We start from the raw sequence: 24,426 nt of genomic DNA, 5'->3' as shown, positions 1-24,426 counted from the left end.
AATGCCATGCCCCATTCGTTTAAGCCCACCGTCGAACAGCAGGCGGTCGTAGATGGGGTTCTTGGCGGGGTCGACCTGAAGATCAAGGCATATGCGGGCGCGGGAAAGACTTCGACGCTGCGGCTGGTTGCCGATCATCTCGCCGGTAAACGCGGCAGCTATCTCGCCTTCAACAAGGAAATCGCCGAGCACGCGCGTCGCGGCTTTCCGTCCAATGTCAGCGCGCGCACGGTGCATTCGCTCGCGTATGCATCCGTAGCTTCCGCCTTGACCGCGCGCTTGAACGTCCCGGGCGAGCCACCGCACGAATTGGCGGCCCGCTATCGGCTCGGACCGATACAGGTGCCGACCATCACCGGCAAAACCGTCGAAGTCGCGCCGTTTGAAATTGGTCGGATGGTTGCCGACGGCCTGGGCAGGTTCTGCCGCTCGGCGCAGCTGCGGCCAGAGGCTTCCCACATCCCTGTCGACGAAAAGGTACATGAAAAGGCAGCCGACTGGCTGCGCGAATCGTTGCTTCCCTACGTGGTGCGTCTGTGGAATGAAAGCACTGACCCACGCGGGCGCAGCGCCATTGTGCCCGACGTCTATTTAAAAGTCTGGGCGCAGACAGAACCACGTATCGATGCGGACTTTATCCTGTTCGACGAGGCGCAAGACAGCGATGGCGTCACGCTCGCGGTGCTTGGCCTCCAGCGCCACGCGCAGATCATCTACGTCGGCGACCCCTACCAGCAAATCTATGAATGGCGCGGCGCGGTCAATGCAATGGCTCAGATCGACGCGCCCGAGCGTGCGCTAACCGAATCCTTCCGCTTCGGACCCATGGTCGCTGCGCTCGCCAGCCGTATTCTGGGATTGCTGGACGAGCGCACACCCATTCGCGGTCAGGACACCATCGGTTCGATTCTGGTGGACGACCGTAACGTCTCTCCGCCCGTCGATGCCATTTTGTGTCGAAAGAACGTGACGGCCATCTGGCAACTGGCCGCGGGCGTCGAAGCCGGTTATAAGCCGGCGATCCGCATGAATCCCACTGAAATCGTCGCGTTTGCAGACGGCGCCGATCAGTTGCTGGCCGGCAAGCGGGCTTTCCGGCCAACAGCATTTTCGTTGTTCGAAACATGGAAGGACGCCCAATCGTTTGCCCGAAGCGCGGTAGGGCGCGACTTGCTGCCGATCGTTCGAATCGTCGACGAGTGTGGAACCGCCTATCTTCGAGAGCTGGCGCGACGAGTTACGCCCGTGGCAGACGCCGACTACGTGATCTCGACCGTGCACCGCGCCAAGGGGCTGCAATGGAAACGGGTGAAGGTCGCCAACGATTTTCGCTTCAAGTCGGTTGACGGGCGCCTGATGCTCGACGAGGACGAGTTGCGCCTGCTTTACGTGGCCGTGACGCGCGCACAGCATGTGCTGGACATCTCCGAGCTGCGCGAGGACCTAATACGGCTGTTCAACTCGCGTCGGTGACCGCATAGGCGTGCTCCGCACAAGTAAGACGCTCAACGCCGATGTTTTGTGCGGCATCGGTGGGTCGCCACCTATAGACCCCGTGCCCCGTATCTCACCGTGACGAACCGACATCTACGCGGTAGCTTCAGGAACCTGAAAAACAAAGCACGGTATCGACATTTATGATCGTCCCAAATCGACCGAGGTTGTGTGAAAACGCAAAAGTACTCGGTTTTCGGGTGTCGCTTTACCCTTCCCGAGTTGCCACCAAGCCAATACAGCGCGATCTGATGGGTCGATTTTCTAGAAGACCGCATTCAACACGTGTTTTCACACAGGTGCGCCGGGAGACCGGCAAGGAGTAAGTGGTGCAAGTCCACTGCGATGAAGGAATAGCGAACCACATCGGCCCCGAGCCGTGCGCAGGCATCCGCGAGGATGTCGGCGAAGCGTCGGCAGGGGTACGTGCAGGCCAGCCATTGAGCCACGATAGAAAACTGATTCCGGGTGCCGACGCTGTCTGTGTAGCGGAAGGCAAAACGTCTGAGCGCGCAATCGCGAGCGCCCGGATGACCCGGCGTGGTCGTAGAACCTGGCATGTGCGCACGCTCCTTGTTAGGGAACCGGGAGATCTCCAGTCTGGCCTGTCGCAGGATGGACAGGTCCGCATCGGGAAGGCGAGGAGCCGTAGCCGATGATGAACGGACGGGAGAAGTCAGACTCCGCCGTAGTAGCGATGAAGCCTGCGAACAAGGCTGGGGAACCAGCTGCGGAGTGGGTGGAGCCAAGGGCGGGGACCAAGGGGAACACGGGTCAGCCACACACGCACCGGGCGCAGAACCGGGCAAGCGTGCCACAGCGGCTGGAACGTGTACGGCAGGCTGCAAGACAGCGGAAGAAGGAGCGGTTCACCGCGCTTCTACACCACGTCACAGTCGACCGACTTCGGATGGCATTCTTTGCGCTCAAACGCAGTGCGGCTCCCGGAGTGGATGGCCTGACGTGGCGGTACTACGAGGCAGGACTGGAAGAGAATCTCCAGCGCCTGTTCTCGCAGGTACAGAGCGGAGCGTACCGGGCACTGCCTGTTCGGCGACAGTACATACCGAAGCCGGACGGCAAACAGCGCCCGCTGGGGATTGCCGCGCTGGAAGACAAGATCGTCCAGCGTGCGGTGGTGGAAGTGCTGAACGCGATATACGAGGAAGACTTTCTTGGTTTCTCGTACGGGTTTCGGCCCGGGCGTAGTCAACATGATGCGCTGGATGCGTTAGCGACGGCCATCACCCACACCCCGGTGAACTGGATTCTGGACGCGGACCTTCGGAGCTTCTTCGACTCGGTTAGCCAGAGTTGGCTAGTCCGTTTCATTGAGCACCGGATCGGCGACCAGCGCATCATCCGCCTTGTGCGCAAGTGGCTCAAGGCGGGTGTTCTGGAAGACGGAGAGCTGAGCGTCAGTGAGACCGGTACACCACAGGGATCAGTGGCTTCACCGCTGTTCGCGAACGTGTACCTGCACTATGTCTTCGATCTCTGGGCCAACCGGTGGCGACGGCGGGAAGCAACGGGCAACGTGATCATCCTGCGGTATGCGGATGACATCGTTGTCGGCTTCGAGCACGAAGCTGACGCGCGGCGCTTCTGGGACGCGATGCGATCGAGGCTGGAAGAGTTCTCGCTTGAGCTACATCCGGACAAGACGAGACTGCTGGAGTCCGGCCGCTATGCAGCGGTCAACCGCCAGAGACGGGGTCTTGGCCGACCGGAGACCTTCACCTTTCTGGGTTTCATCTTTATCTGGGGCAGATCTCGTCGCGGGGCTTTCCAGTTACAGCGGAAGACCCGAGGGGATCGCATGCGGGCGAGACTCAGGCAGATCAAGGAGGCGCTCCGGAAGCGCATGCACGAACCGATTCCAGTGCAAGGGCAATGGCTCAGGCAGGTGGTTCGCGGATACTTCGCGTATCACGCGGTGCCTACCAACTCGCGGGCACTCGTCGCATTCCGACATCACGTCACCGATCTATGGCGGCGCACGCTCCGGCGGCGCAGTCAGAAGGACGCCATGACGTGGGAGCGAATGAGACGAATCGCCAATGCCTGGCTTCCGCCCCCTCGAATCCTTCATCCGTGGCCTGATCGGCGCTTCGCCGTCAAACACCCGAGGTAGGAGCCCGGTGCCCGAATTGGGCACGCCGGGATCTGTGCGGGGGGTGCTCAGTAATGGGCATCCCTACCGCAATCCTCGACCCTTCACGGACATACGTTGCGGATCACGGTCAACGGCCGCTTGCGAGGCTATTCGGCCGTCGGTGAGCGCATCGAATACGCATCCCACGCGCTCGACGGTAAGCGGCACCCTCGGACCTGCGTTCGTCTATTGAGAGTGCGTACCCGCATACGGTCGTCATCGCGCCTATACGCATCTGATGCGCGGCTCAGCGCAAGCGTTTCGCCGCCCTTTACGTACGCCGCAGCAATGGCGATCGCAAACCGTACAGTAAGCGCGAGAAAGAATCCACCAACTCCCATTGAAGCTCATGAGGCCGCACCGATGGATGCGCCCGAGATGGCGCCAAGGGGATTCACGCCTTTCATCCAGCTGGTACTTGTCGCGCGCATCTCGGTGGGATAGTAGCTCGCCGCCAGCGCTGCCCACTGACTCATTCAAATTCAGTAAGGTCCAGCGCACTCAACGGAATGCTCCGGGCCTGTTTCTTTCGTGCTTCATCAAGCTTATTCCAGCTGCTCTCGACTACTGCGTAGTACTCGAACATTGCTTTACTATAACGATGCTGTCACGCCTGTGAAATTGGAGGTCAACCTGTATGGCAAATCACACGGTACTTGTTTGTGGCAATTTCTTTGATGGCGCCGGGGATTCACTCCGCGGTCCCACTGAAATCCTCATCGAAGACGACACAATCGCAGCAGTCAATGAATCGGTTGGCCGGTCGGCCAATGCACAGGTTATCGATCTGTCAGATCGAACGGTTACGCCAGGCTTCATCGACACCCATGTGCATCTGTTCCTCGACGGTATGAACCTGAGGCTGCAGATACTCGAGTCGAGCGCGTCAAAAGCGCTCTCTGGACTGCATCTGGCTCGACAGTACATGCGCTTCGGGTTCACGACCATGCGGGATATGGGAACTTTCGACGAAGCGTGGCCCGGCATCGACTTGCGCAACGCGATCGACGCGGGCATCCTGCCTGGCCCTCGTCTGATTATCGCGCCTCACATGATCAGCGCGTCCGGCGGACATGGAGACATGCAGGGTGCGTTTCCGTGCCGTTGTCACAGAGGGCTGTCGAAAACCGCCGACTCTCCGGGGAAGATTCGCGAGCTGGTCCGCTCGGAGCACGCCCGTGGCGCTGACTGGATCAAGACAATGAACACGGGTGGCTACATGAGTTTCGGGGACGACCCCGCCCGGGTCACCTGGTTTGACGAGGAAATGCAGATCGTTGCCGAGACAGCACACCAGCTCGGCGTACCGGTTGCGGTTCACACCGGTGCTGCCGAAGGTTGCAGGCAGGCGCTTCGGGCGGGTGCGCGCAGCCTAGAGCATTGCTACCTGATCGACGACGAAGGCATTGCCATGGCCGAAAAGTCCGGTGCGTTTCTCGTTCCAACAATGGAAATGACGCGGGAAGACAAAGCGATGCTGAGAGCGGGAACCTTGCCAAAACAGGCCGTCTGGAAATTCGAGCGTGATCTTGATGAAATTGAAAGAGCCCAGCGCAGGATGACGGCGAGCAGCGCCAAGATAGCATTCGGCACGGATTGTGGAATGTTCCCATTTTCGCGGGGTATCTTCGAATTCCAGGCGATGGTTGAAGCCGGGCTCTCGACTGCGCGTGCACTCAAGGCTGCCACCAGTGTTGCCGCAGAGTTGCTACAACAGACTGATATCGGCGTATTGGAGGTTGGACGAAAAGCCGATATTGTTGCAATGGAGGGCGACCCGATTGCCGACATCGCTGTCACGACCAAGGTCGATTTCGTCATGCGCGGTGGTCGCGTCTACCGTCACGGCGCCTACGATCTGCTCATCTAGCAAAGCAGCGACACGAAGACTGTGCGCGCGACGATAGGAATCGTGCGGTTACTGTTCGTTGCGTGATTTCCATGACGCTGGGTCATAATTGTTGGCATTGAAACCCTCGGCCGAGTGAAAAAATTCAACAAATAATTGAACTGGATTACGTATCGGTCATCTGTCAGTCGCCATCGGCGTTGCGGACCTACCTTCGCCGCCGCGCTAGCCCGAGCTTTAACTTTTCAAATAGCCGGAATCCCCATCAGCGCTGGGTTTCGGCTATCTTTTGGGACTATCATGTAGCCATGTAAAATAGTATTAATGTATTGCTTCTCTGCGAAATTATGCTTTAATAAGTGTTCATGTATATCGAACACGTCCCCAACCGTAACTCGCCCCCCGCGATCCTGCTGCGTGAGTCCTATCGCGACGGCAACACGGTCAGAAAACGCACCCTCGCCAATCTCTCCTCGCTGCCCGCCGAGGTCATCGAAGGACTGAAGGTCCTGCTGCGCGGCGGCGTCGCGGTGTCGTCCGCCGATGAGGCCTTCGTGATCGAGCGCAGCCTGCCACACGGACACGTGGCGGCGGTGCTCGGCGCCGCGCGCGCCTGCGGCGCCGAGCAGTGGCTTGCGTCGGCGCCTGCCGCGCTACGTTCGGTAGTGATTGCGCTGCTGGTGGCGCGGGTGGTCTCGCCTGCTTCCAAGCTCGCCACCCATCGCATGTTGCGCGACGAGACCGCGACCCACTCGCTGTCACGGCTGCTCAAGCTGGGTGAGGTCGAACTCGAGCAGGTCTATGCCGCGCTTGACTGGCTGGGAGAGGCTCAGGAAGGCATCGAGAAGCGCCTTGCCCGGCAGCATCTGGGTGGCAGTACGCTGGTGCTCTATGACCTCACCTCCACGTGGGTGACCGGCCGCTGCTGCGAGCTCGCCGCTCACGGCTACAGCCGCGATGGCAAGCGCGACGATCCGCAAATTGTGTTCGGTCTGGTTTGCACTCCTGAGGGCTGCCCAGTGGCCGTCGAAGTCTTCGCCGGTAACACCGCCGATCCGGCTACCGTGGCCTCGCAGGTGGACAAGCTCAAGCACCGCTATGGCATCGAGAAGCTTGCCTGGGTGGGCGACCGGGGCATGCTCACGCAGGCGCGCATCGACACGGTATTGCGCCCGGCCGGACTGGACTGGGTGAGCAGCCTGCGCGCGCCACAGATGGCCGCGCTCGCCCAGGAGAAGGGACCCTTCCAGCCGTCGCTGTTCGATGAGCGCAACCTGCTCGAAGTCACCAGTGAGGCGTTCCCCGGCGAGCGGCTTATCGTGTGTCGCAATCCGCTGCTGGCCGAAGAGCGCACCCGCAAGCGCGAGGCCTTGCTGCAGGCCACCGAAGCAGAGCTGATGAAGATCGCCGAAGCGACCACGCGCGCCCGCAACCGCCTCAAGGGTACCGAGGCGATTGCCTTGCGCGTGGGCCGGGTCATCGATCACTACAGGATGGCCAAGCACTTCGAGCTGAGCATCACCGACTCGAGCTTTAGCTGGGAGCGCAAGACGGTACAGATCCAGCAGGAGGCCGCACTTGATGGTCTGTATGTGGTGCGTACGAGTCTGCCGGCAGCGGCTCTGTCAGCCGAGGCGGCCGTAACGGCCTACAAGGGTCTGGCGGTGGTGGAGCGGGCGTTCCGTTCGCTGAAGACAGTCGATCTGCAGGTGCGCCCGGTGTTCCATTGGAATGCCGGGCGCGTGCGTGCGCACGTCTTTCTGTGCATGCTCGCTTACTACGTCGAGTGGCACATGCGCGAGAAGTTAAAGCCGATGCTGTTTGACGATGAATACGTCGAGCAGGCGCGTGCGGCCCGGCCTTCGCCGGTGGCCAAGGCGCGACGTTCGGACCAGGCCAAAGCCAAGGACGCGACCAAACTTGGCGAGGACGGCTTGCCGGTTCATAGCTTCCGTACGCTGCTCGATGACCTGGCGACGCTCACCTACAACATCTGCCACACGCCGCTGAATCCGGACGCCAAAATCGTCATGTCCACGCGGCCCACACCGGTTCAGGAAAAGGCCTTTCGCCTTCTGAACGTCAGCCTTGGTTGTACCCAGTAGCCGTCCCCCTCGCGCGCGCATAACCGTGATAAATCAAAGGATTATGCGCGCCGGCGCTCAAAGCTCGGACTAGTTCGACGCTGCGCTCGATTCTCGACAAAATCATCGCCTGACGAAATCGCTACAAATCTGACTGCTGGCATACGAAAAATCGATCTTGTCCAAATTCTGTCCAAGTTGTAGACAGGAAATGGCATCGATCCGAAAAAGAAGTAACAAGTGGCAGGCACGCGTTTGCCGTGCGGGATACCCGGCTGAAACAAAGTCGTTCAACGTCCGTGCCGATGCGGAACGATGGGCGCGATCCGTCGAAACCGAGACGGATCGTGGGAGTTTCGTCAGTCGCAGTGAAGCTGAAGCGAATACTCTCGAAGACATCATCGAGCGTTACATCACTGACGTTTGTCCCACAAGGCGCAGCGGTGCGGACGAAATATCGCGGCTTCGGGCTACGTGCCGCACGAAACTGGCGAAGCTCAGCATGGCGGCGCTGACACCAAAGGCAGTTGCGGCCTATCGGGACGAACGTCTAAAGAAGGTAAAGCCAGCCACGGTAATTCGAGAACTAGCGTATCTGTCTGCGATCATCAATCATGCACGTCGCGAACTGGACATCAACATCGCGAACCCCGTCTCATTGATCCGCAAACCGCCGTCACCCCAAGGTCGAGATCGCGTACTGACCGACGACGAAGAAACACGCCTTCTTGCGACATTGGCTCCAACCGGACGCCGGAACACATGGCTGCTTCCGGCAACAATCCTGAGCTTGGAAACGGCCATGAGACGCGGCGAATTGATTGAATTGCGGTGGTCGAACGTCAATCTCGACGCCCAGACCGCGTACTTGCCGATCACGAAAAACGGTACAGCGCGAACCGTCCCGTTGTCCAAGAAGGCAGTAAGCATCTTGGCCGACCTTCCCCGTTCCATCAACGGCAGAGTAATTCCCGTCAAAGGAAACACGCTGCATGCGGCATTCAGGAAAGCTTGCAAACGGGCTAACATCGCCGATTTTCATTGGCACGACCTGCGACATACCGCCATCACCCGATTGGCGCGTAAGTTGCCGAATTTGATCGAACTGGCGGTAGTATCTGGACATCGCAACTTGGGAATGTTGAAGCGTTATTACCATCCGTCTGCAACCGAGTTGGCACGGAAGCTAGACTGATAGGTTCCAAGGGTGAGACTCTTCCGCGTCGCCAACTCTGCTGCAACAGGACGCACGGAATAGTGGCCTTCCATTGCTTGCACGGATGTCCGTCAATCACATTGCACCGTTCGCCTTGCTTTGGAGTTCCCCGACCGGTATATCATGACATGAGATATACCACCACCATTCATGTAAGCGTGGGCAGTCAATGTGGCATCTCGCCGCATAGATTTATTCGACCGAACATGTTCGCACCCTTTCAAAGGAATCTAGCCATGCTGACGCAGAAAACGAAAGACATCGTGAAGGCCACCGCACCGGTTCTGGCCGAGCATGGCTATGACATCGTCAAGTGCTTCTATAAGCGTTTGTTTGAAGCCCATCCCGAATTGAAGAACGTGTTCAATATGGCGCATCAGGAACAGGGCCAGCAGCAACAGGCGCTTGCGCGGGCAGTCTACGCGTATGCGGAAAATATCGAAGACCCCAGCAGCTTGACGGCAGTGCTGAAAAACATTGCGAACAAGCATGCCAGTCTGGGCGTCCGACCGGAGCAATATCCCATCGTAGGGGAACACCTGTTGGCTGCGATCAAGGAAGTGTTGGGCGACGCCGCAACCGACGAGATCATTTCCGCGTGGGCACAAGCCTACGGGAATCTGGCCGACATTCTGATGGGCATGGAGAGCGGCTTGTACGAGCGGTCTGCCGCGCAGTTGGGCGGCTGGACTGGCTGGCGCACCTTTGTCGTTCGCGAAAAGCGTCCCGAAAGCGACGTGATTACGTCCTTCATCCTTGAACCCGCTGACGGTGGTCCCGTCGAGAACTTCGAACCCGGACAGTTCATCAGCCTTGCGATCAACGTACCCGCCTTGGGGCTACAGCAGATTCGCCAATACAGCCTGTCCGATATGCCGAATGGTCGCAGCTATCGAATTTCGGTGAAGCGCGAAAGCGGCGGCACGCAGCCACCGGGCTATGTTTCATGCCTGTTGCACGATCACGTCAACGTTGGCGACGAAGTCAAGTTAGCAGCACCGTATGGCACTTTCCACATCGACGTGAACGCCAAGACGCCAATCGTACTGGTCAGCGGCGGCGTGGGACTGACCCCCATGATAAGTATGCTCAAAAAGGCCGTGCAAGACCCGCAGCGGCGGGTGATGTTCGTCCACGGTGCGCGTAACAGTGGGGTCCAAGCCATGCGTAACCGACTGCGGGAAGCAGCGAAGACATATGCCAATTTCGATCTGATCGTGTTCTACGACGATCCCCTTCCACAAGATGTCAAGGGACGGGATTACGATTACGCGGGGTTCGTGGATGTCAAGGCAATCAAGGATGAGATTCTGTTGCCCGATGCCGATTACTACGTCTGCGGCCCGATCCCGTTCATGCGGATGCAGCACGACGCGCTGAAAGATTTGGGCGTTCGTGAAAACCGTATCCACTATGAAGTGTTTGGGCCGGACCTGTTCGCAGAATAAGCGGAAGCTGGCGGGAAGCGTTGGCAGGCGGACACCGTCTTGCATGCTTCCCGTTCGCACGACCTGCGTCACACTGCGATAACACGTCTGGCGGGGAAAACTGCCAGATTTCATCGAACAGGTTGCAGTATCAGGGCATCGCCACTTGGCGATTCTGAAATGGTCCTACCATCTATCCGCCGCCGACTTGGCGACAAAACTCCGCTGAACCCATCGGAATGATGCCGCAGATCGGTGGCCGGTCCGCGCACTAGCCGCCGATCTGCTTGAATCCCTTTTCACCAACGGCGCGACTTCAAAGCCGAGACGGGTTCTTTAGCGTATCGCGAATTTCACGCAACAGCAGAACGTCTTCAGGTGTCGCGGCGGGCGGCGGTTCCTGACGCTTGCGCAGGTTGTTGATGAACTTGACCATCAGGAAAATGATGAACGCGAGAATGATGAAGTTAATCAGCACCGTGATGAACGTGCCGTAGCCGAACACAGCGACGCCTGCCGTCTGTAGGTCCTTATACGAATCGGGATTACCTTTGAAGGATGGCGGTATGTGACCGAGCTTGACGAACAGATTTGAGAAGTCAATACCACCTGTCACGACGCCGACGACCGGCATGATAAGGTCTTTGACCAGTGAATTTACGATGGTCGAAAACGCGCCGCCGATAATCACACCGACTGCCAAATCCATCACGCTGCCCTTCAGGGCGAAGTCCTTGAATTCCTGAACAATGCTCATGTGCAGTTCTCTCCGGTTAAGGACATCTGGACGCTGCTTACCGCATTGCTATTTCGCTGTTGCTACTGACATGCTTTCCCATGATCCGGGTGAAACCCTTTGGCCTTGGCGTCTGCTTCGGACATGTATGCACCGTTCTTGGTCTTGCCGTAATACTTGTCGTTCGGGCAATGGTAGACCTTGGTGTTGTTGTTCACCCAGACCTTTCCCGCCCCACCACCCGCAGCGGGAGCCACGGTTGAAGCCGCTGGCGTTGGTGTTGCTGAAACGCTGGATGCGGCACTGGTCTGGGAAGCTGCTTTCTTATCGATGCCACCATGACCCCGACACGCGCCTTTGAGCGTTGCACCGGAATACGGCGTCCGTCCTTGCAAACGGCGTTCATGGTAGCAGACGGCGTCGCGGAAGCTGCGACTGGTGCGCTCGTTTGAGCGAAGGCCATCGACGACACCAGAAGAGCGCCAATAGCGACTGACAGGAAAGGTCTGTACATGTATAGCATCTCCAAAAGACAAGCAGGCTCTTATGAACGTTCCCGGCAATGTTCGCCACTGCCCGTGGATCAGGAATACGGAAGGGCTTGGCGACCGATGACCCGACTGCTCATCTGCCGCTCACAACATCGATTTGCCTTGAGCAAGAATTTTGTCGCACACCTGCTTTGTCATCTGCTGTTTCAGGCCGCCGCCGCTCAGGTCAAGTTGTTTGCCATCGCCGCTATTCAGGACGCCCTTTGAACCATCGGTATAGCCGCTGTCAGACGAAGATGAACCACCCGGCAGCTTGCTCATCAGGGAATCCTTGACCGACGATGCGCCGCCGCCCAGATAGTTGTTTTTGATACAAAATTCCAGAACACCCGCGACGTTACCGGTACTGCTAGATGTCAGTGATTGCAACGAGAGTCCGTTACCCAGCCCGCCCAAGCTGCTCAGTCCACTGGACGACCCGCTGTTTCCACCTTGATTGAGAAGGTTGCCCAATTGCGCGTTGGCCGTGGAAAGGGACAGCAAACCAGCGACCAACAACCCCTTCGCTACGGTGCGACGCCTGCGTGTGTTCATGACATCCCCTTTTTGCGGAAGCGAATCAGCTTTCACTATAGTGCCTTTCAGAGACACCACGGTTGCGCGAAGCGAGCGGTTATAAAAAAACCCGCGTAGCGCGGGTTCACTCGGCAGCAGCGGTCAGTGGCAGCGCTTTTCCCAATGATGGTGGACCTTCACCTTGTGGCAGTGGTGATGGTTGTCATACGCATAGGCCGGTAAAGTTGCGCCAGCAGTTACGACAGTAGTAACCAGCGCAAGAATGAGTTTCTTCATATTAGTTTCCCTGATGTTTGACGATGCATTCCGATATTACATGACCGTCCGCGCACAATGATGAAAATATTAAGTCGTGCGGGGATTGGCGACCTTACTGGTTAATGCGTGAGCCGCCGCAAACGAATCCACTAGCGGCGCTACAAGGTCAAACCCGCGCAACTGCGCCAACCAGCGCATCAGAATTCCACCAAGCCCAAATCGTATTCCTGCAAGACCACCGGCAACTGCGGCGGTCGTATCTGTATCGTTGCCGAAACTGATCGCCGTTCGAATCACGTCCTGAAATGATTCTTCTTCCAGTGCCTTGCGGGTTGAGTAAAGGGTGTCCACAACATAACCAGTCCCACGCGGTTGATCGGTCTTCGGGAACCGTCTCAGCACTTCCAGTTCGGCCAGAAACTCCTTCCGTTCCGGCTGATTCGGCCAGTCTGCGTAAATCTCTTCGAGACGTTCGTCGGCCCAAGACCAAGGGTCTGCGAGCTTACGTGGCTATCGCCAAGGCTGCGGGCAAGTACACCGGACGCGAACGGTCCCACGACTACGGCGCTATCCGGGCATGGCGGACCGAACATGGCGCAAGCATCAGTCAGACTGCGGAACAGTTCGGCGTCGGCACTGCCACGGTGAAGCGGGCTTGTGCCGAGCGTGCGCCAACAGCCTGATGCGGTTTCCGAATGAGTTGGCAGCGAAGCGAATTGGAACCCGCTAAGGGTGAGCAGTTCGACCGCCGAAGATGATTCTGAAGCGGGAGTCATTCATTCCCCGATGAGGCATGGGTAAGCGCCTATGGAAGCACCATCGGCGTTCGCTTTCAGTGGCAGTGCATATGGCGCGGTCGTTTCCGTTACGTCGGCGAACGACCCGTTGCGTGAAACAGTCGCTCGATTGTTCGCCCATCGAACCGTTGCCGCGCCATCGGTCCAGCGGCCCAAAACAGTCAGTGCAACACGCCAACGCGATCATGCTGAATCTAAAGGCAGTGCCAACAGAAAAGTGAGATATTAAAGAACCGGCAAAACAGGTTTCAGCAAAAACATGAACCAACTTGCGCTCAACTCCCGGCAACAGATCAAAGCCCGTGCCCGCTTGATTGGAGACAGGCTTGACCTCAAAAATTATAAAATTACTGATGCGATCGGTACAACACCTTTGACGCTCAAGGTGGGTGCCGACGACGGCGTAGCGGTGTTGTTTCGTTATGGCGTTGTTGTCTTTTTTGGCGTGGATGAAGAGAACGAAGCCAACTTTGTCGAATCTCTAAAGATACTGACAACCAACGTTTATACCAATCCAGAAATCGAAGAACTGGAAATTCACTGTGGTAAATCTGGCTTGGGGGTGCAGAGTGGCGTGGTGTCACTAGACCAAATTACGTTAGAAAAGGTGCAAGTAATTGCGGACGCACTTGGGAAAAGTCTAGTCTTGGCGCTCTATGAGAAAGAAGTCGCAAGTAAATTTGATGGGATCGCACCCTTAGCCTTGGAACTGGCAACATCAGGTAAGGTAAGCGCGGACTCCAAAAGCCTTCTGTCCAAGATCGGCAATCTGATACTGATCGAGCATCGCATGGTAGGTCGCGCCGAAATAGGCGACAAGCCGGAGACTCTGTGGGAATTCCCGTTTCTCGGTGGTCTTTATGCCAGCCTTGAAGACGAATTTGAACTGCATGAACGTCAAGCCGCGTTGGAGCGCAAGCTGAACCTGATCTCGGACACCGTGCAAACTTTGGCAGATATATTAGAGAATAAACAAATTCACAAATTGGAGTGGTACGTAATCGGATTGATTTTCTTTGAAACCATTCTCCTTCTCTTTGACCTTGTTCGGCGACACGCATTCTGAATGGCGTCAAGTTAGTGCGCCGCTCACCTTCGTAGGGAAGCAGAAAGACTGTCTCATGCGACCTTTTACTTCGCGTGCGGTCATGCCGAGAAAGCGTCGAACGTGAACAGCCTGTCGTCACGATGATTGAAATTCAGTTGCAAGGAAAGCACATCACGTTCTTGATGGCTGCGCGTGCAGTGATAGCCGATTCGTCATTCAGGCGTGTTCGCTTCCTTCCTGCGCGATGCGCGAAGGTCCGACCAGTCGATCAACGCGCAAGGCACGCCATCCGGTCCAAGTTGGCCCTGCTTGATAGATTCGTCTTCCTGATCCCGATGCGGATCGCCGACGCTGACATCCAACTCGCGACTTGCCATCAATCGACCTTCACGAACGCGCATGATGGTCTGGCGGCTGGTTTTCATCTCGCGTGCAATCTGCGCAATGGGAATTCCGGCATTCAGGTTCTCCACCACGACAGCACGCTGTGTTTCAGTCAGCGCCAAAGGTCTGCCGAACGCCTTTCCTTCAGCCTTTGCACGGCGGATGCCAGCATGCGTTCGTTCTATAAGCAAGTCACGCTCAAACTCAGCGACGACGTTGATGACCTGCATCGTCATCTTCCCTGCTGGACTGGTCAGGTCAACGCCGCCAAGCGCTAAGCAGTGGACGCGAACGCCGATGACTTCCAGACGTTCGACTGTTGCGCGAACATCCATCGCGTTCCGTCCGAGACGATCCAGCTTCGTCACGATCAGCACATCGCCATCTTCCAGCTCGTCGAACGGCGTTGTCAACTTGCCGCGACTGAAGCGGAAAGACGGGAGGGACGCGCATCCCTCAGAAAGCGTAGGAGGGATTTCGGGTGACTTCGGTGAATTCGCGCCAGGCGACGAATCTTGCCGCGAGTTGTTTGCGGTAGAGTGAGGCGCGCAGCAGATGGCGATTGAACGCGAAGTGTTGCCGGATGGGTCCGAAGCAGGAGAGAAATGCCTGCGTGCGTTTCGGGTCGCGAAAGCCGCGCATGCGACGCTCGCGTTCGCGCGTCGGTTGGTGGCTGTTCTCCGCCCGGTTGTTCAGCCGCGCTGCTGCTTTGACGAATACGTGCTTCACATGCGCGAGCTCGGGAATGTCGGCCTTCGCCGCCGGAATTGGTAAGGAGCTCCCGTCCCTGTGGCGCCTGCGCCTCCTGGTGCCATCATGATAGCCGTTGCACATCTGTGGAAGGGGAAAGTCATGAACGCAATTACCCGTGTTGGTGTTGATCTTGCCAAAAATGTCATGCAGATCCACGCGGTCGATGCTGGTGAACATGTTGTGGTACGTAAGGCCATTGCGCGTGAGAATTTCATGAGCTGGTTTGCCAACCTTGCCCCCTGTCTGGTGGCGATGGAGGCGTGCAGCGCTGCGCACTATTGGGCGCGCAAGCTCCGCGGTCTCGGGCACGATGCGCGGCTGATTCCCCCGCAATTTGCGGCTCCTTACCGCAAAGGTGGCGCTGGCGTCAAAAATGACGCCCTCGATGCTGAAGCGATCTGCGAGGCAGCCAGCCGCCCACACATGCGTTTCGTGCCCGTCAAGTCAGCCGCGCAGCAAAGCGTGCTGGTCCTTCACCGCATGCGCACCGGTTTCGTGGAGGAACGCACGGCGCTCGTGAATCGCTTGCGAGGCCTGCTAGCCGAGTTCGGCGTCTTCCTGCCGCAAGGCATCGGTCGGTTCCGAAGCCATTTCGTTGACCGTGTTGAGGATGGCAATAACGAACTCGCCGGTCCGGCCCGTCAGGCGCTGATGCATGGCTGGGCCCAATGGCAGGCGCTGGATGAGCAAATCGGTTGGCTAGACCGGCAGATCACCGAACACGCCAGTCACGATCCACAGACGCAGCGCTGTATGGCCATATGTGGCGTGGGCCGAATCACCGCATCTGCCGTCGTAGCGACCGTGGTCAACGCCCGTCAGTTCAGAAACGGCCGGCAGATGGCCGCCTGGATCGGCCTCGTTCCCAAACAGAACAGCAGCGGCGGCAAACAGCGGCTCGGCCGGATCACCAAACAGGGCAGCGACTACCTGCGCACGCTCCTGTTCCAGGGCGCCCGATCGGCCATTCTCACAGCGCACCGACGCGATGACCGGCTCTCGCGCTGGATCGTCCAGCTGCATGCGCGTATTGGCTACTACAAGACGCTGGTCGCGGTTGCCAACAAGCACGTCCGCATCCTCTGGGCCGTATTGGCCAGGGACGAACGCTTCGATCCATCCCATGCGCCCGCCCGCAATGCAATGGCGGCGCACGCATGAACTACAGAACAGAAAGTGCAATGCCACCATGAATTGACTTCCAGGCGCAGCACGAATCACGCAGGGATAGCGACAGGTCAGACCGACAGCGGGCGAACTCGAGCAGCTATCAGGCGCTACAGTTCTTGTATTCGCCGTCGCCGGAATGGAGTCCCGCTGTGCGGTTACTATCCGGGCCCGGGCGCAGCAATCACAGCGCCCAAACAGGCCGTTTATAGGTTTGCAGTCTGCCTCGTCTGCCCTCATGCTTCCGTGCACGCGCTGACAACACAGGATTCGACGTATGCCCTATTAAACCCAGCTTGCAAGAAACGGAAGCTCCTTATAGATAGCTGCGCAACTGGTCAGTGACGATCTTGCGCGGCACCTCAGGACAAGCCGCCAGCACACGTTTGAAGAATCGTTTCGCCGCAGCCTTGTCGCGCCGCTTCTGCAGCAGGATATCAAGTTCGGCGCCATGCTGATTGACTGCCCGCCACAGTAGATAAGGCTCACCGCGTAGCGTCACAAACACCTCATTCAGATGCCACGTGGTGCCGGGCTTGCGACGAGCAGCCTTGACACGATGCGAGCAGCCAGCGGCGAATTTGTCGCACCAGCGCCGCACTGTTTCATAGCTGACGATTACACCGCGCTCGAACAGCAACTCTTCAATGTCGCGCAGGCTCAACTGAAACCGGAAATACCAGCGAACGGCGCAACTGATGACGGCGCCAGGGAATCGATGGCGATGGTACAGCGACGGGAGTGGTTCAGTGCGAAGAATGGGACGATCGTGAGCGGAAGGAGAATGTTTGTATAAAAGCGCCCGTCCGAGTGTCAGACCCGGACGGGCGCCGTTGCCCTGGCGATACTTACTGGCAGGTCTTTCCGTGATCGGCGTGGAAACCCTTTGCTTTTGCATCTGCCTCAGTCATGTATGCGCCATTCTTCGTCTTGCCGTAGTACTTGTCTGTCGGGCAATGGTAGACCTTGGTACTCGTGTTGACCCAGACCTGGCCGGGGCCGCCACCGGCTGCCGCTGGCTTTGCGCTGCTCGCGGCGACCGGAGCGACAGGAGGGGCCGCACCTGCGGGAGCGCTAGCAGCCCCCGCTGCGCCGCCCGATGCGCCGTACCAGGTCTTGATACCCTTATGACCAGCGCAGGCGCCCTTTTTCGAAGCGCCCGAATAGGACGTACCGTCCTTGCAGAGGGCTGTTGATCCGGCCGGCGCGCTGGCCGGAACCTGGGCATAGCCAGCAGTTGCAACGAGCAATCCGGTCACCACTGCCATGGAAAGAAACGTTGTTTTCATCGCTGATCCTGTAGGTGTGAGACGACGTAGGTTCGATCAGTGTCGCTCGGCCGCCCGACACTGATTGGTATAACGCAACGTCGATGCGTTTGGCTGACATGTTCCGGTGCGCAATACTGTCAATCTTCGTAAAATCAAGCCGGCAGTCTCCCTTTCATTTTGAGTGGCTGGAATACCGCCGGCAGATGCGGCTTTGAAGGCCCGCTGCGCCGTTGCCGCTGTCGGTTATAATTCGATCGTTGTTCAACTGCTCAGTAACCTTCGAATCCGTGTCTTCCAGACGAACCAGATCCTCCGGCCGGCCCCATAAGCCCTTGACCAAGGCGCTTCTTTTGCCGATGGACCGCGCGTCGGTAAGCGGGCAATCGCTCTCCATCCATCTTGCTTTGGTCGCGTGCCGTACCGGTCACGGAAACAGTCATCTGGTCAATGAACTCATGCGCGCGGTCTACCTGAGCTGGTTTCTGCAGCGCGCCGGCTATGGCACCTGTCAAGAGGAGCGTTTCAAGATTGCAGAGTGCGCCATCGAAGCGACCTTGGCACAAGCTCGCGAATCCGGCACATGGCAGTTGCCGGCCGAGACAGTTGAGGATTTCGAAACGTTGCTGGCGCTTTACGACGGTCAACTGGCAAATGCACCGCTGCACGCCGTTCTCGCGGCCGAGCAGCGGCTCAGGACTTTCGTCACGGGTACAGCCCGCTCGCCAATTCCCTGAACCCGTTCGAGCATATGGCGGTGCGAGGCAATACGCGTACTGTTGTCGCCCGGTTGATTTCAACGAACCGGGGCGGCCGCGTGAACTTAGCGTTTCCCGCAGCATTCCTCTTTCCCGACGTTCTCTCCGGGTTCCACTTCAGCCAGTTTTTCCAACGCAACGATGGCCGCAACCTTGATCACGGGGCAGAGTTGACGCGGCCGGTCGTTACGGAGTGCCGATCAATATGCCATGAGGCGGAAGCCACCAGAAAACGCCACGTCGGCCTGGATTGCGCGGAGGCCCCCCATCGGTTACTGTAACGACACCACAACAACAGGAAGGAATCGATAATGAACAAGCACGAACTGGTGGATGCAGTCGCGTTGGCGACGGATAAGAGCAAGGCCGCGACAGCCGGGACGATCGACGCGGTGATCGCCGCTATCACCGCCGCGGTGACGAAGGGCGACACCGTGCAGCTGGTCGGTTTCGGTTCGTTTTCAACGGGTGCCCGCGCTGCGCGGGTTGGCCGCAATCCGTCGACCGGCGCCGAAATCCAGATCGCCGCGGCGAAGACGGTGAAATTCACCGCCGGTAAGGCGTTCAAGGATGCCGTGAAAGCGGCTTGACCTGCATGGAAAGCGGGCGGTTTGGTGCAGCCCGCCCGGAGCGCTCAAGCTCCGATTGACCTGCCCTCGATCGCTGTTAATCCACGGCTTTTAACTCGGCTAATCGTGCGATTCGTGCAAGATCTGGCTGTGGTCGCGTACAGAGCCGCTCGCAGCACGGCTCGGGGGCGCCACGGTTGTCGCGCAACAGACGGATGTGCAAATCATTGATCGATAAGAAGTAACAAACCACCTATAAGGAAAATGCACGAAAAATACGTCAACCCCATCGTGCAAGGCCACGCCCCCCCGCAGACAGCGTCTGGTCGCCTGCTCTCACTACCAGCGGGAGCAAACAGGCCGGACAGCCTCCCATAGGCGTACACCTTCACATTGCGATTGCGAGTTCGCCTCCCATACAGCTACACCTTGAGCGACGGGCAGTTAAACGGTCATTCGAAACCGGACCGGGCTCCGGTGCATTGCTGGCCGTGGACTGGCCGGTAATCTTGCGATGCGACGCGATAGTTAGGAACCGGTTGCGTGAGCGATCAGGGGCCTGCGCCACTGGCCGGAGGGCTAGGTCAGATTGCCAGCAAGCGCCGCGACAATCCTTTTCATCTGCTCATCCGAAACGCCCGATGCGCGGCCCACGCCGTCACGCCACACGGCCGATTCGCGAATGGCGAGTTGGGCCTTGAGGGGCTTGCGCGCGCACGCCATCGCCAGCAGTTTGAGCATCACGTCGAAACCCGGCGCACCCGCGCCATCCGTGGCTGCGGCTCTCAGGGCACCCAGCTCAGCCCCGGCGCGCGCGAGCTGGTTACGCAGCACCGAAACCTGACGCTGATGCGATTCGCTTGAGATCTGCGCCTGATCCGTCAGCGCCTCATTTTTCGTTACTGTTACGTTAATTGATGTCGTGCGCTGCCGCTGCCGGTAGGCCGCCTGCCGTTGCGCGCCGGTCATCGCATCCGGCTTTCGCGGTCGTCCCCGTCCACGCTTGCCCTGCCCTGTCTCAGGTTTGTCCGTCAGATTATTCGATACGTCACGCATATTGGCTTCAGATCGAATCAACAATCCTATTTGACGTCACCGTTACGAACATTAAAAACGTGACGCGTGACGCTGCACGGATGCTACCGGGGGTTTATGCTGAGACGGTCTCCTCCATGTCTCCTCCTGATATGGACTAAGCCCGCCCCCACTGAGGCGGGTTTTTTTCGGTAGCACGTGCTACTTCCGGCCCCCGTATGACGGTGCCAATCAGCCGCGATGCCGCACAATTGCGGGCCTATGTGATGCGCCGCTCGCGCCTGGCAATCAATCGACATCCATGCAGGCAACGAGGCGGAAAAATCGCGGCCCGCTCGCTGGGCGAAAGCGTGGGGCCGCGCTGTTGGTCGGCTTTCATTGCTCCGGGAGGACCACGCTCCCGAGAATGCCGGTCAAGATTGTTGCCGTTGAAATTGGTAACGCAACTGGTTTGCGCAACGCTCGCACGGCCGCCGTTGATTCCGCGCCGGCGCTGCTTAACCGATCGTTTCGGCAATCCCTTTACCGCGGCCACGGGCCGAGTTCCATCAACTGACGATCGCATCTCCAGCGCCTGTTCGCCGCGCCTGATTCGCGAAAGAACCTTGAGACGATCCGCGGCGCTGTGACCGGATTCAGGGATCGTTACAATCGCTATTGGTGTCTCGAACAATTGGGCATAGTGCCGCCCCTCGAAACCCGTCCGACTTCTGTCAATCGCAAGGCGACCTGAGTTGCGAAACCATGTCCAGGTAATCCGAGCCGGTACAATGAATGAAGATTCTTGAATACACCGGCCTTGACACCTCTCGCGTCAAGGCCAGCTATCGCAAGGTGGCTGATGCCATCGCACGTCACGACTTCCGCGCCGCACAGGTCAAGAAGCTTGCCAATCTTAGCCACGGCAAGTTCTACCGGGCCAAGCTCGATGACGCCGACCGGTTGCTGTTCTCCCTGATTCGCCACGGCGACGAGGTCTGCGCGCTGATGCTGGAAGTGATCGCCAATCACGAGTATGACAAGTCGCGCTTTCTGCGCGGCGCGGCGATAGATGAAGGCAAAATTCCCGACATTGATGCGGATGAGGCCATCAAGGATGCGCAGCCCGTGCGCTACCTGCACCCGGAGCGCACGGCGATTCATCTGCTGGACAGGCCCATTTCTTTCGATGACACGCAAGACGCCGTCTATCGCCAGCCGCCGCCCCTGATTGTGGTCGGCAGCGCCGGCAGCGGCAAGACGGCGCTGACCCTCGAAAAGCTCAAGCACGCCGAAGGCGAGGTGCTTTACGTTACCCACTCCAGCTACCTCGCGCAGAGTGCCCGCGATCTGTACTACGCCAACGGTTTCGAGCACAGCGGGCAGGAAGCCGTGTTCCTCTCCTACCGCGAGTTCGTCGAATCCATCCGCGTTCCACACGGCTGGGAAGCCACCTGGCGGGACTTCGCAGGCTGGTTTGCGCGCATCCGGCAGACTTTCAGGGAGTTCGACGGCCATCAGGTCTTCGAAGAAATTCGCGGCGTGATTGCGGCCGGGGCCGGCGGCGTTCTATCGCGCGACCATTACCGCACGCTCGGCGTGCGCCAGTCCATCTTTCCGACCGACCAACGCGACAGGCTCTACGATCTCTTCGAGAAGTATCGCACCTGGCTGACAGAGGCGAATCTCTATGACCTCAATCTCGTCGCCCAGGAATGGCAGGCGCTGGCCGCGCCACGCTACGACTTTGTCGTCATCGACGAAGTGCAGGACATCACCACCGTGCAGTTGGCACTGGTGCTGAAGACCTTGAAGAAACCCGGCCACTTTCTGCTCTGCGGCGATTCCAACCAGATCGTTCATCCCAATTTTTTCTCATGGAGTCAGGTCAAGAGCCTGTTCTGGAAAGACCCGAAGCTGGCCGAGCGGCAGGAACTGCGCGTGCTCACCGCCAATTTTCGCAATGGGCTGGAGGCCACGCGCGTCGCCAACCAGCTGCTGAAAATCAAGCAGCGGCGCTTCGGCTCCATCGATCGCGAAAGCAACTTTCTCGTTCAAGCCGTCGGGGGGGAGACCGGACAGGTCGCGCTGATGCCAGACAAGGACGCCACAAAGCGCGAGCTTGACCATAAGATCCGCCAGTCCACCCAGTTTGCCGTGCTGGTGATGCGCGACGAAGACAAGGTGGAAGCAAGAAAGCACTTCGCCACGCCCTTGCTGTTCTCCATTCATGAAGCCAAGGGCCTCGAATACGAGAACATCGTTCTCTACCGCTTTATCTCCGATCACCGGGCTGAATTCAGCGACTTTGTCGAAGGGGTCACCAGCGCCGATCTGGTTGTTGAGACGCTGGATTACCGGCGCGCGAAGGACAAGAGCGACAAGTCGCTGGAGGTCTACAAATTCTTCGTCAATGCCCTCTATGTGGCGCTCACGCGTGCGATCAGGAATATCTACGTCATCGAGTCGGACACCGGGCACCCGCTCTTTGGACTGCTCGATATGGACCTCGGGCAGGTCAGGGTGGAGGCGAAACAATCCACTGTTGAGGACTGGCAGAAAGAAGCGCGCAGGCTCGAGCTTCAGGGCAAGCAGGAGCAGGCTGAGGCCATCCGCCGCACCATCCTGAAACAGACACCGGTGCCCTGGCCCGTGTTCAACGAAACGAAGATCAATGAGCTGCTGGTCAAAGTATTTCGCGAACAGGCACCCGGCGGGAAGCTGAGGCAGCAGCTTTACGACTACGCCACCTGTTTTGATGAACCCCAGCTCGCGCACTGGCTGCTCAAGGAAGCGAGATTCGACCAGGCGAAAAATTTTCCGCAGCAGCGCATGCCGCTGGGACGCAAGACCTACGTCCCTTACTTCGCCGGCCATTTCAAGGACATCCTGAAACAATGCGACCAGCACGGCATCGAGCATCGTCTGCCGATGAACCAGACGCCGCTGATGGCCGCCGCCGCCGCCGGCAACGTGCCGCTGGTGGAAGCCGTGCTGGAGCGCGGCGCCGACCGCGAGGCCGTCGATCACTATGGCTACAATGCCCTGCACTGGGCCTTGCGCGAAGCTTTCCGCGATGAGAAATTTGCCCGCGGCCCGCTTGCCGCACTGTACGAACATCTCGCCCCGGCCAGCGTCGACGTGAATACCGGCGATCGACTTGTACGCATCGACCGGCACCAGTCCGAATACTGTCTCTTCCAGACGCTATGGGTGCTGTTCAAGTCGCGCTTCACCCACTGGCAGCCCAAGGCCAACGGCGCATTTGACACCCGCGCCATTCTGGAGGCCTGGCAGCATCTGCCCACCAACGTGGTACTTCCTGAACGCAACAAACGTCAGCATCTGTCCGGCGTGCTGGCGAGAAACGAGATTGAACGCGAGTACGCGTATAACCGGGCGCTCTTCATGCGCGTGGCTCAAGGCTGGTATCAGTTCAATCCGAAACTCGCCGTGCGTCACCGGCAGGGCGATGAAGAACGCTGGACACCGATATATGCCGCCCTCAATCTGCCGCTGATCAACGAATTCTCCTGCCCGGACGGCTGGGAGAATGTGTCGGATGCCATCGACCACTATCTGGCGTTGGCCGGACTCCCCAAACGCACCACACCGATCGCCGCCGAACGCCTGGTCGCGCGGGAAGAGGATTTACAGCGGCAGAAGGAAGCACAGTTAGCCGAAACACCTGCGGCCTCGTTGCACGCGGCCCGGTCACGGCAATTGGCGGAGCAGGCCGCCGCCGGGCAACTGCCCGCAAAATGGGGCACAAGAGCTGCCAAACGTGGGGAAATCGAACGCCTGAAACGGGAAATCGTGAAGCGTCATAAGCGTTAATCGACAAATTTTCCAGCAGGGAGATGCCTGGTCTCTTACCGTGACTCCGCGTAGCCGAAACGGAAAGGCCAGCGCGGCAACCATCAGCTGGTCGAGAAATGGTGCTGGCAACGTTACGGCAACCGGCGCGGCGGCACAGAACCTCGACGCCAGGACACCTCGACGATCCTGCGGGTAATTAACGGGCGCAACAGCGCGCAATTCGACATCGCTGTCACGGACAGTTGCGCAAGGCATTGAAGACAGGGTTGACCTCTCGCTGACCGTGCTCGCTCAATCCAGACGCGGCAGCCTTCCTCGAGTCGAAGCTGACGGAGGCGAGCTGGAACGGTAGTTCTCTCCACATCGGCTTGCCGGCGACCCGCAAATGCGCAATCACGCGATTGCAGTCAAAGCCAGGCAGTTCGATCGCGAGGCGAAGTGCAGCGTGGTCTTTGCGCAATGTTTCATCTGTCAGCGGCATCGTGGGTTCTCCATAAAATGCCCCTGCGGGCCATCTGTGAATGAATGAAAAAAGGCGCGGGCCGCAGCCCGCACCGTAAAAA

Annotated in this window: 18 protein-coding genes and 5 pseudogenes; 12 read left to right on the top strand and 11 right to left on the bottom strand. The window is 58.6% G+C overall.

The annotated features are described in order from the left end of the window. The first annotated feature begins 6 nt into the window (after window positions 1–6). The 6 genes from BLW71_RS38985 to hmpA all read left to right on the top strand — a co-directional run bounded on the left by BLW71_RS38985 (window position 7) and on the right by hmpA (window position 10,246). On the top strand, window positions 7–1,473 hold the full coding sequence (locus BLW71_RS38985) for an ATP-binding domain-containing protein (RefSeq protein ID WP_091809931.1): 1,467 nt from the start codon (window positions 7–9) through the stop codon (window positions 1,471–1,473). A 676-nt stretch (window positions 1,474–2,149) separates the two neighbouring features. After that, window positions 2,150–3,628, top strand: a complete 1,479-nt coding sequence (gene ltrA, locus BLW71_RS38975; RefSeq protein ID WP_091809929.1) for a group II intron reverse transcriptase/maturase — start codon at window positions 2,150–2,152, stop codon at window positions 3,626–3,628. A 658-nt stretch (window positions 3,629–4,286) separates the two neighbouring features. Beyond that, a complete protein-coding gene (locus BLW71_RS38970; protein ID WP_091809927.1) occupies window positions 4,287–5,519 on the top strand; it encodes an amidohydrolase family protein in 1,233 nt (410 codons plus the stop codon). A gap of 344 nt (window positions 5,520–5,863) precedes the next feature. Further along, window positions 5,864–7,603, top strand: a complete 1,740-nt coding sequence (locus BLW71_RS38965) for an IS1634 family transposase (RefSeq protein ID WP_091809757.1) — start codon at window positions 5,864–5,866, stop codon at window positions 7,601–7,603. Window positions 7,604–7,793: 190 nt separating this feature from the next. Beyond that, window positions 7,794–8,777 carry a tyrosine-type recombinase/integrase gene (locus BLW71_RS38960; protein WP_091809925.1) on the top strand — a complete coding sequence of 328 codons (984 nt, stop codon included), beginning with the start codon at window positions 7,794–7,796 and terminating at the stop codon, window positions 8,775–8,777. 227 nt (window positions 8,778–9,004) lie between these two features. Then, the gene (gene hmpA, locus BLW71_RS38955; protein ID WP_502686872.1) at window positions 9,005–10,246 is read left to right on the top strand and encodes an NO-inducible flavohemoprotein; all 1,242 of its coding nucleotides are present in this window, start codon (window positions 9,005–9,007) and stop codon (window positions 10,244–10,246) included. 295 nt (window positions 10,247–10,541) lie between these two features. Here the strand turns inward: hmpA and mscL are convergent, their stop codons facing one another. The 5 genes and pseudogenes from mscL to BLW71_RS38935 all read right to left on the bottom strand — a co-directional run bounded on the left by mscL (window position 10,542) and on the right by BLW71_RS38935 (window position 12,745). Further along, entirely contained in the window at window positions 10,542–10,982 is a 441-nt protein-coding gene (gene mscL, locus BLW71_RS38950) for a large conductance mechanosensitive channel protein MscL (RefSeq protein ID WP_091809921.1), read from the bottom strand. Window positions 10,983–11,044: 62 nt separating this feature from the next. Further along, a pseudogene (locus BLW71_RS38945) lies at window positions 11,045–11,475 on the bottom strand (DUF3761 domain-containing protein). Window positions 11,476–11,596: 121 nt separating this feature from the next. Beyond that, window positions 11,597–12,046, bottom strand: coding sequence for a DUF2501 domain-containing protein (locus BLW71_RS38940; protein WP_091809919.1), 450 nt, complete (start codon window positions 12,044–12,046; stop codon window positions 11,597–11,599). Between the two features lie 123 nt (window positions 12,047–12,169). Then, entirely contained in the window at window positions 12,170–12,304 is a 135-nt protein-coding gene (locus BLW71_RS42640; RefSeq protein WP_286162273.1) for a hypothetical protein, read from the bottom strand. 69 nt (window positions 12,305–12,373) lie between these two features. Then, window positions 12,374–12,745: an ADP-ribosylglycohydrolase family protein gene (locus BLW71_RS38935; protein ID WP_091809917.1), complete on the bottom strand. Its 372-nt coding sequence runs from the start codon at window positions 12,743–12,745 to the stop codon at window positions 12,374–12,376. 38 nt (window positions 12,746–12,783) lie between these two features. On the opposite strand from BLW71_RS38935, the pseudogene BLW71_RS42635 reads away from it, so the two are divergent. Then, window positions 12,784–12,969, top strand: a pseudogene (locus BLW71_RS42635) (recombinase family protein); the annotation flags it as partial. 373 nt (window positions 12,970–13,342) lie between these two features. Continuing rightward, window positions 13,343–14,149: an RMD1 family protein gene (locus tag BLW71_RS38925; protein WP_091809914.1), complete on the top strand. Its 807-nt coding sequence runs from the start codon at window positions 13,343–13,345 to the stop codon at window positions 14,147–14,149. 368 nt (window positions 14,150–14,517) lie between these two features. Here the strand turns inward: BLW71_RS38925 and BLW71_RS38920 are convergent. Then, window positions 14,518–15,078: pseudogene (locus BLW71_RS38920) on the bottom strand (recombinase family protein); the annotation flags it as partial. Continuing rightward, a pseudogene (locus BLW71_RS43075) lies at window positions 14,972–15,280 on the bottom strand (DDE-type integrase/transposase/recombinase); the annotation flags it as partial. The pseudogenes BLW71_RS43075 and BLW71_RS38920, both read right to left, overlap by 107 nt. Before the next feature lie 87 nt (window positions 15,281–15,367). Between BLW71_RS43075 and BLW71_RS38910 the strand changes: the two are divergent. Beyond that, on the top strand, window positions 15,368–16,429 hold the full coding sequence (locus BLW71_RS38910; protein ID WP_091809912.1) for an IS110 family RNA-guided transposase: 1,062 nt from the start codon (window positions 15,368–15,370) through the stop codon (window positions 16,427–16,429). A gap of 328 nt (window positions 16,430–16,757) precedes the next feature. On the opposite strand, the pseudogene BLW71_RS38905 reads toward BLW71_RS38910, so the two are convergent. Continuing rightward, window positions 16,758–17,195 (bottom strand): annotated as a pseudogene (locus BLW71_RS38905) (IS6 family transposase); the annotation flags it as partial. Between the two features lie 88 nt (window positions 17,196–17,283). Further along, the gene (locus tag BLW71_RS38900; RefSeq protein WP_091809910.1) at window positions 17,284–17,724 is read right to left on the bottom strand and encodes a DUF3761 domain-containing protein; all 441 of its coding nucleotides are present in this window, start codon (window positions 17,722–17,724) and stop codon (window positions 17,284–17,286) included. Between the two features lie 314 nt (window positions 17,725–18,038). Between BLW71_RS38900 and BLW71_RS38895 the strand changes: the two genes are divergently transcribed. Together BLW71_RS38895 and BLW71_RS38890 are read left to right on the top strand one after the other, a co-directional pair. Then, entirely contained in the window at window positions 18,039–18,440 is a 402-nt protein-coding gene (locus BLW71_RS38895; protein WP_286162271.1) for a hypothetical protein, read from the top strand. A gap of 332 nt (window positions 18,441–18,772) precedes the next feature. Further along, on the top strand, window positions 18,773–19,051 hold the full coding sequence (locus BLW71_RS38890; protein ID WP_091809905.1) for an HU family DNA-binding protein: 279 nt from the start codon (window positions 18,773–18,775) through the stop codon (window positions 19,049–19,051). 558 nt (window positions 19,052–19,609) lie between these two features. Here the strand turns inward: BLW71_RS38890 and BLW71_RS38885 are convergent. Beyond that, the gene (locus tag BLW71_RS38885; protein ID WP_091809903.1) at window positions 19,610–19,999 is read right to left on the bottom strand and encodes a hypothetical protein; all 390 of its coding nucleotides are present in this window, start codon (window positions 19,997–19,999) and stop codon (window positions 19,610–19,612) included. An 840-nt stretch (window positions 20,000–20,839) separates the two neighbouring features. Here BLW71_RS38885 and BLW71_RS38880 point away from each other — a divergent pair. After that, on the top strand, window positions 20,840–23,881 hold the full coding sequence (locus BLW71_RS38880; protein WP_091809901.1) for an ankyrin repeat domain-containing protein: 3,042 nt from the start codon (window positions 20,840–20,842) through the stop codon (window positions 23,879–23,881). Window positions 23,882–24,095: 214 nt separating this feature from the next. Here BLW71_RS38880 and BLW71_RS38875 read toward each other — a convergent pair whose 3' ends face one another. Then, a complete protein-coding gene (locus BLW71_RS38875) occupies window positions 24,096–24,344 on the bottom strand; it encodes a hypothetical protein (RefSeq protein ID WP_091809899.1) in 249 nt (82 codons plus the stop codon). Window positions 24,345–24,426: the final 82 nt, after the last annotated feature.

The organism is Burkholderia sp. WP9 (genome assembly GCF_900104795.1).
Lineage (GTDB): Bacteria > Pseudomonadota > Gammaproteobacteria > Burkholderiales > Burkholderiaceae > Paraburkholderia.
This window is presented reverse-complemented; position numbering and strand designations above follow the sequence as displayed.

Coding starts and splice junctions, on each gene's coding strand:
- BLW71_RS38890 (WP_091809905.1), top strand. CDS start 18,773: ATGAACAAGCACGAACTGGTGGATGCAGTCGCGTTGGCGACGGATAAG.
- BLW71_RS38910 (WP_091809912.1), top strand. CDS start 15,368: ATGAACGCAATTACCCGTGTTGGTGTTGATCTTGCCAAAAATGTCATG.
- BLW71_RS38875 (WP_091809899.1), bottom strand. CDS start 24,344: ATGCCGCTGACAGATGAAACATTGCGCAAAGACCACGCTGCACTTCGC.
- BLW71_RS42640 (WP_286162273.1), bottom strand. CDS start 12,304: ATGAAGAAACTCATTCTTGCGCTGGTTACTACTGTCGTAACTGCTGGC.
- BLW71_RS38900 (WP_091809910.1), bottom strand. CDS start 17,724: ATGAAAACAACGTTTCTTTCCATGGCAGTGGTGACCGGATTGCTCGTT.
- mscL (WP_091809921.1), bottom strand. CDS start 10,982: ATGAGCATTGTTCAGGAATTCAAGGACTTCGCCCTGAAGGGCAGCGTG.
- BLW71_RS38985 (WP_091809931.1), top strand. CDS start 7: ATGCCCCATTCGTTTAAGCCCACCGTCGAACAGCAGGCGGTCGTAGAT.
- ltrA (WP_091809929.1), top strand. CDS start 2,150: ATGATGAACGGACGGGAGAAGTCAGACTCCGCCGTAGTAGCGATGAAG.
- BLW71_RS38965 (WP_091809757.1), top strand. CDS start 5,864: ATGTATATCGAACACGTCCCCAACCGTAACTCGCCCCCCGCGATCCTG.
- hmpA (WP_502686872.1), top strand. CDS start 9,005: ATGTTCGCACCCTTTCAAAGGAATCTAGCCATGCTGACGCAGAAAACG.
- BLW71_RS38940 (WP_091809919.1), bottom strand. CDS start 12,046: ATGAACACACGCAGGCGTCGCACCGTAGCGAAGGGGTTGTTGGTCGCT.
- BLW71_RS38885 (WP_091809903.1), bottom strand. CDS start 19,999: ATGACCGGCGCGCAACGGCAGGCGGCCTACCGGCAGCGGCAGCGCACG.
- BLW71_RS38880 (WP_091809901.1), top strand. CDS start 20,840: ATGAAGATTCTTGAATACACCGGCCTTGACACCTCTCGCGTCAAGGCC.
- BLW71_RS38970 (WP_091809927.1), top strand. CDS start 4,287: ATGGCAAATCACACGGTACTTGTTTGTGGCAATTTCTTTGATGGCGCC.
- BLW71_RS38960 (WP_091809925.1), top strand. CDS start 7,794: ATGGCATCGATCCGAAAAAGAAGTAACAAGTGGCAGGCACGCGTTTGC.
- BLW71_RS38925 (WP_091809914.1), top strand. CDS start 13,343: ATGAACCAACTTGCGCTCAACTCCCGGCAACAGATCAAAGCCCGTGCC.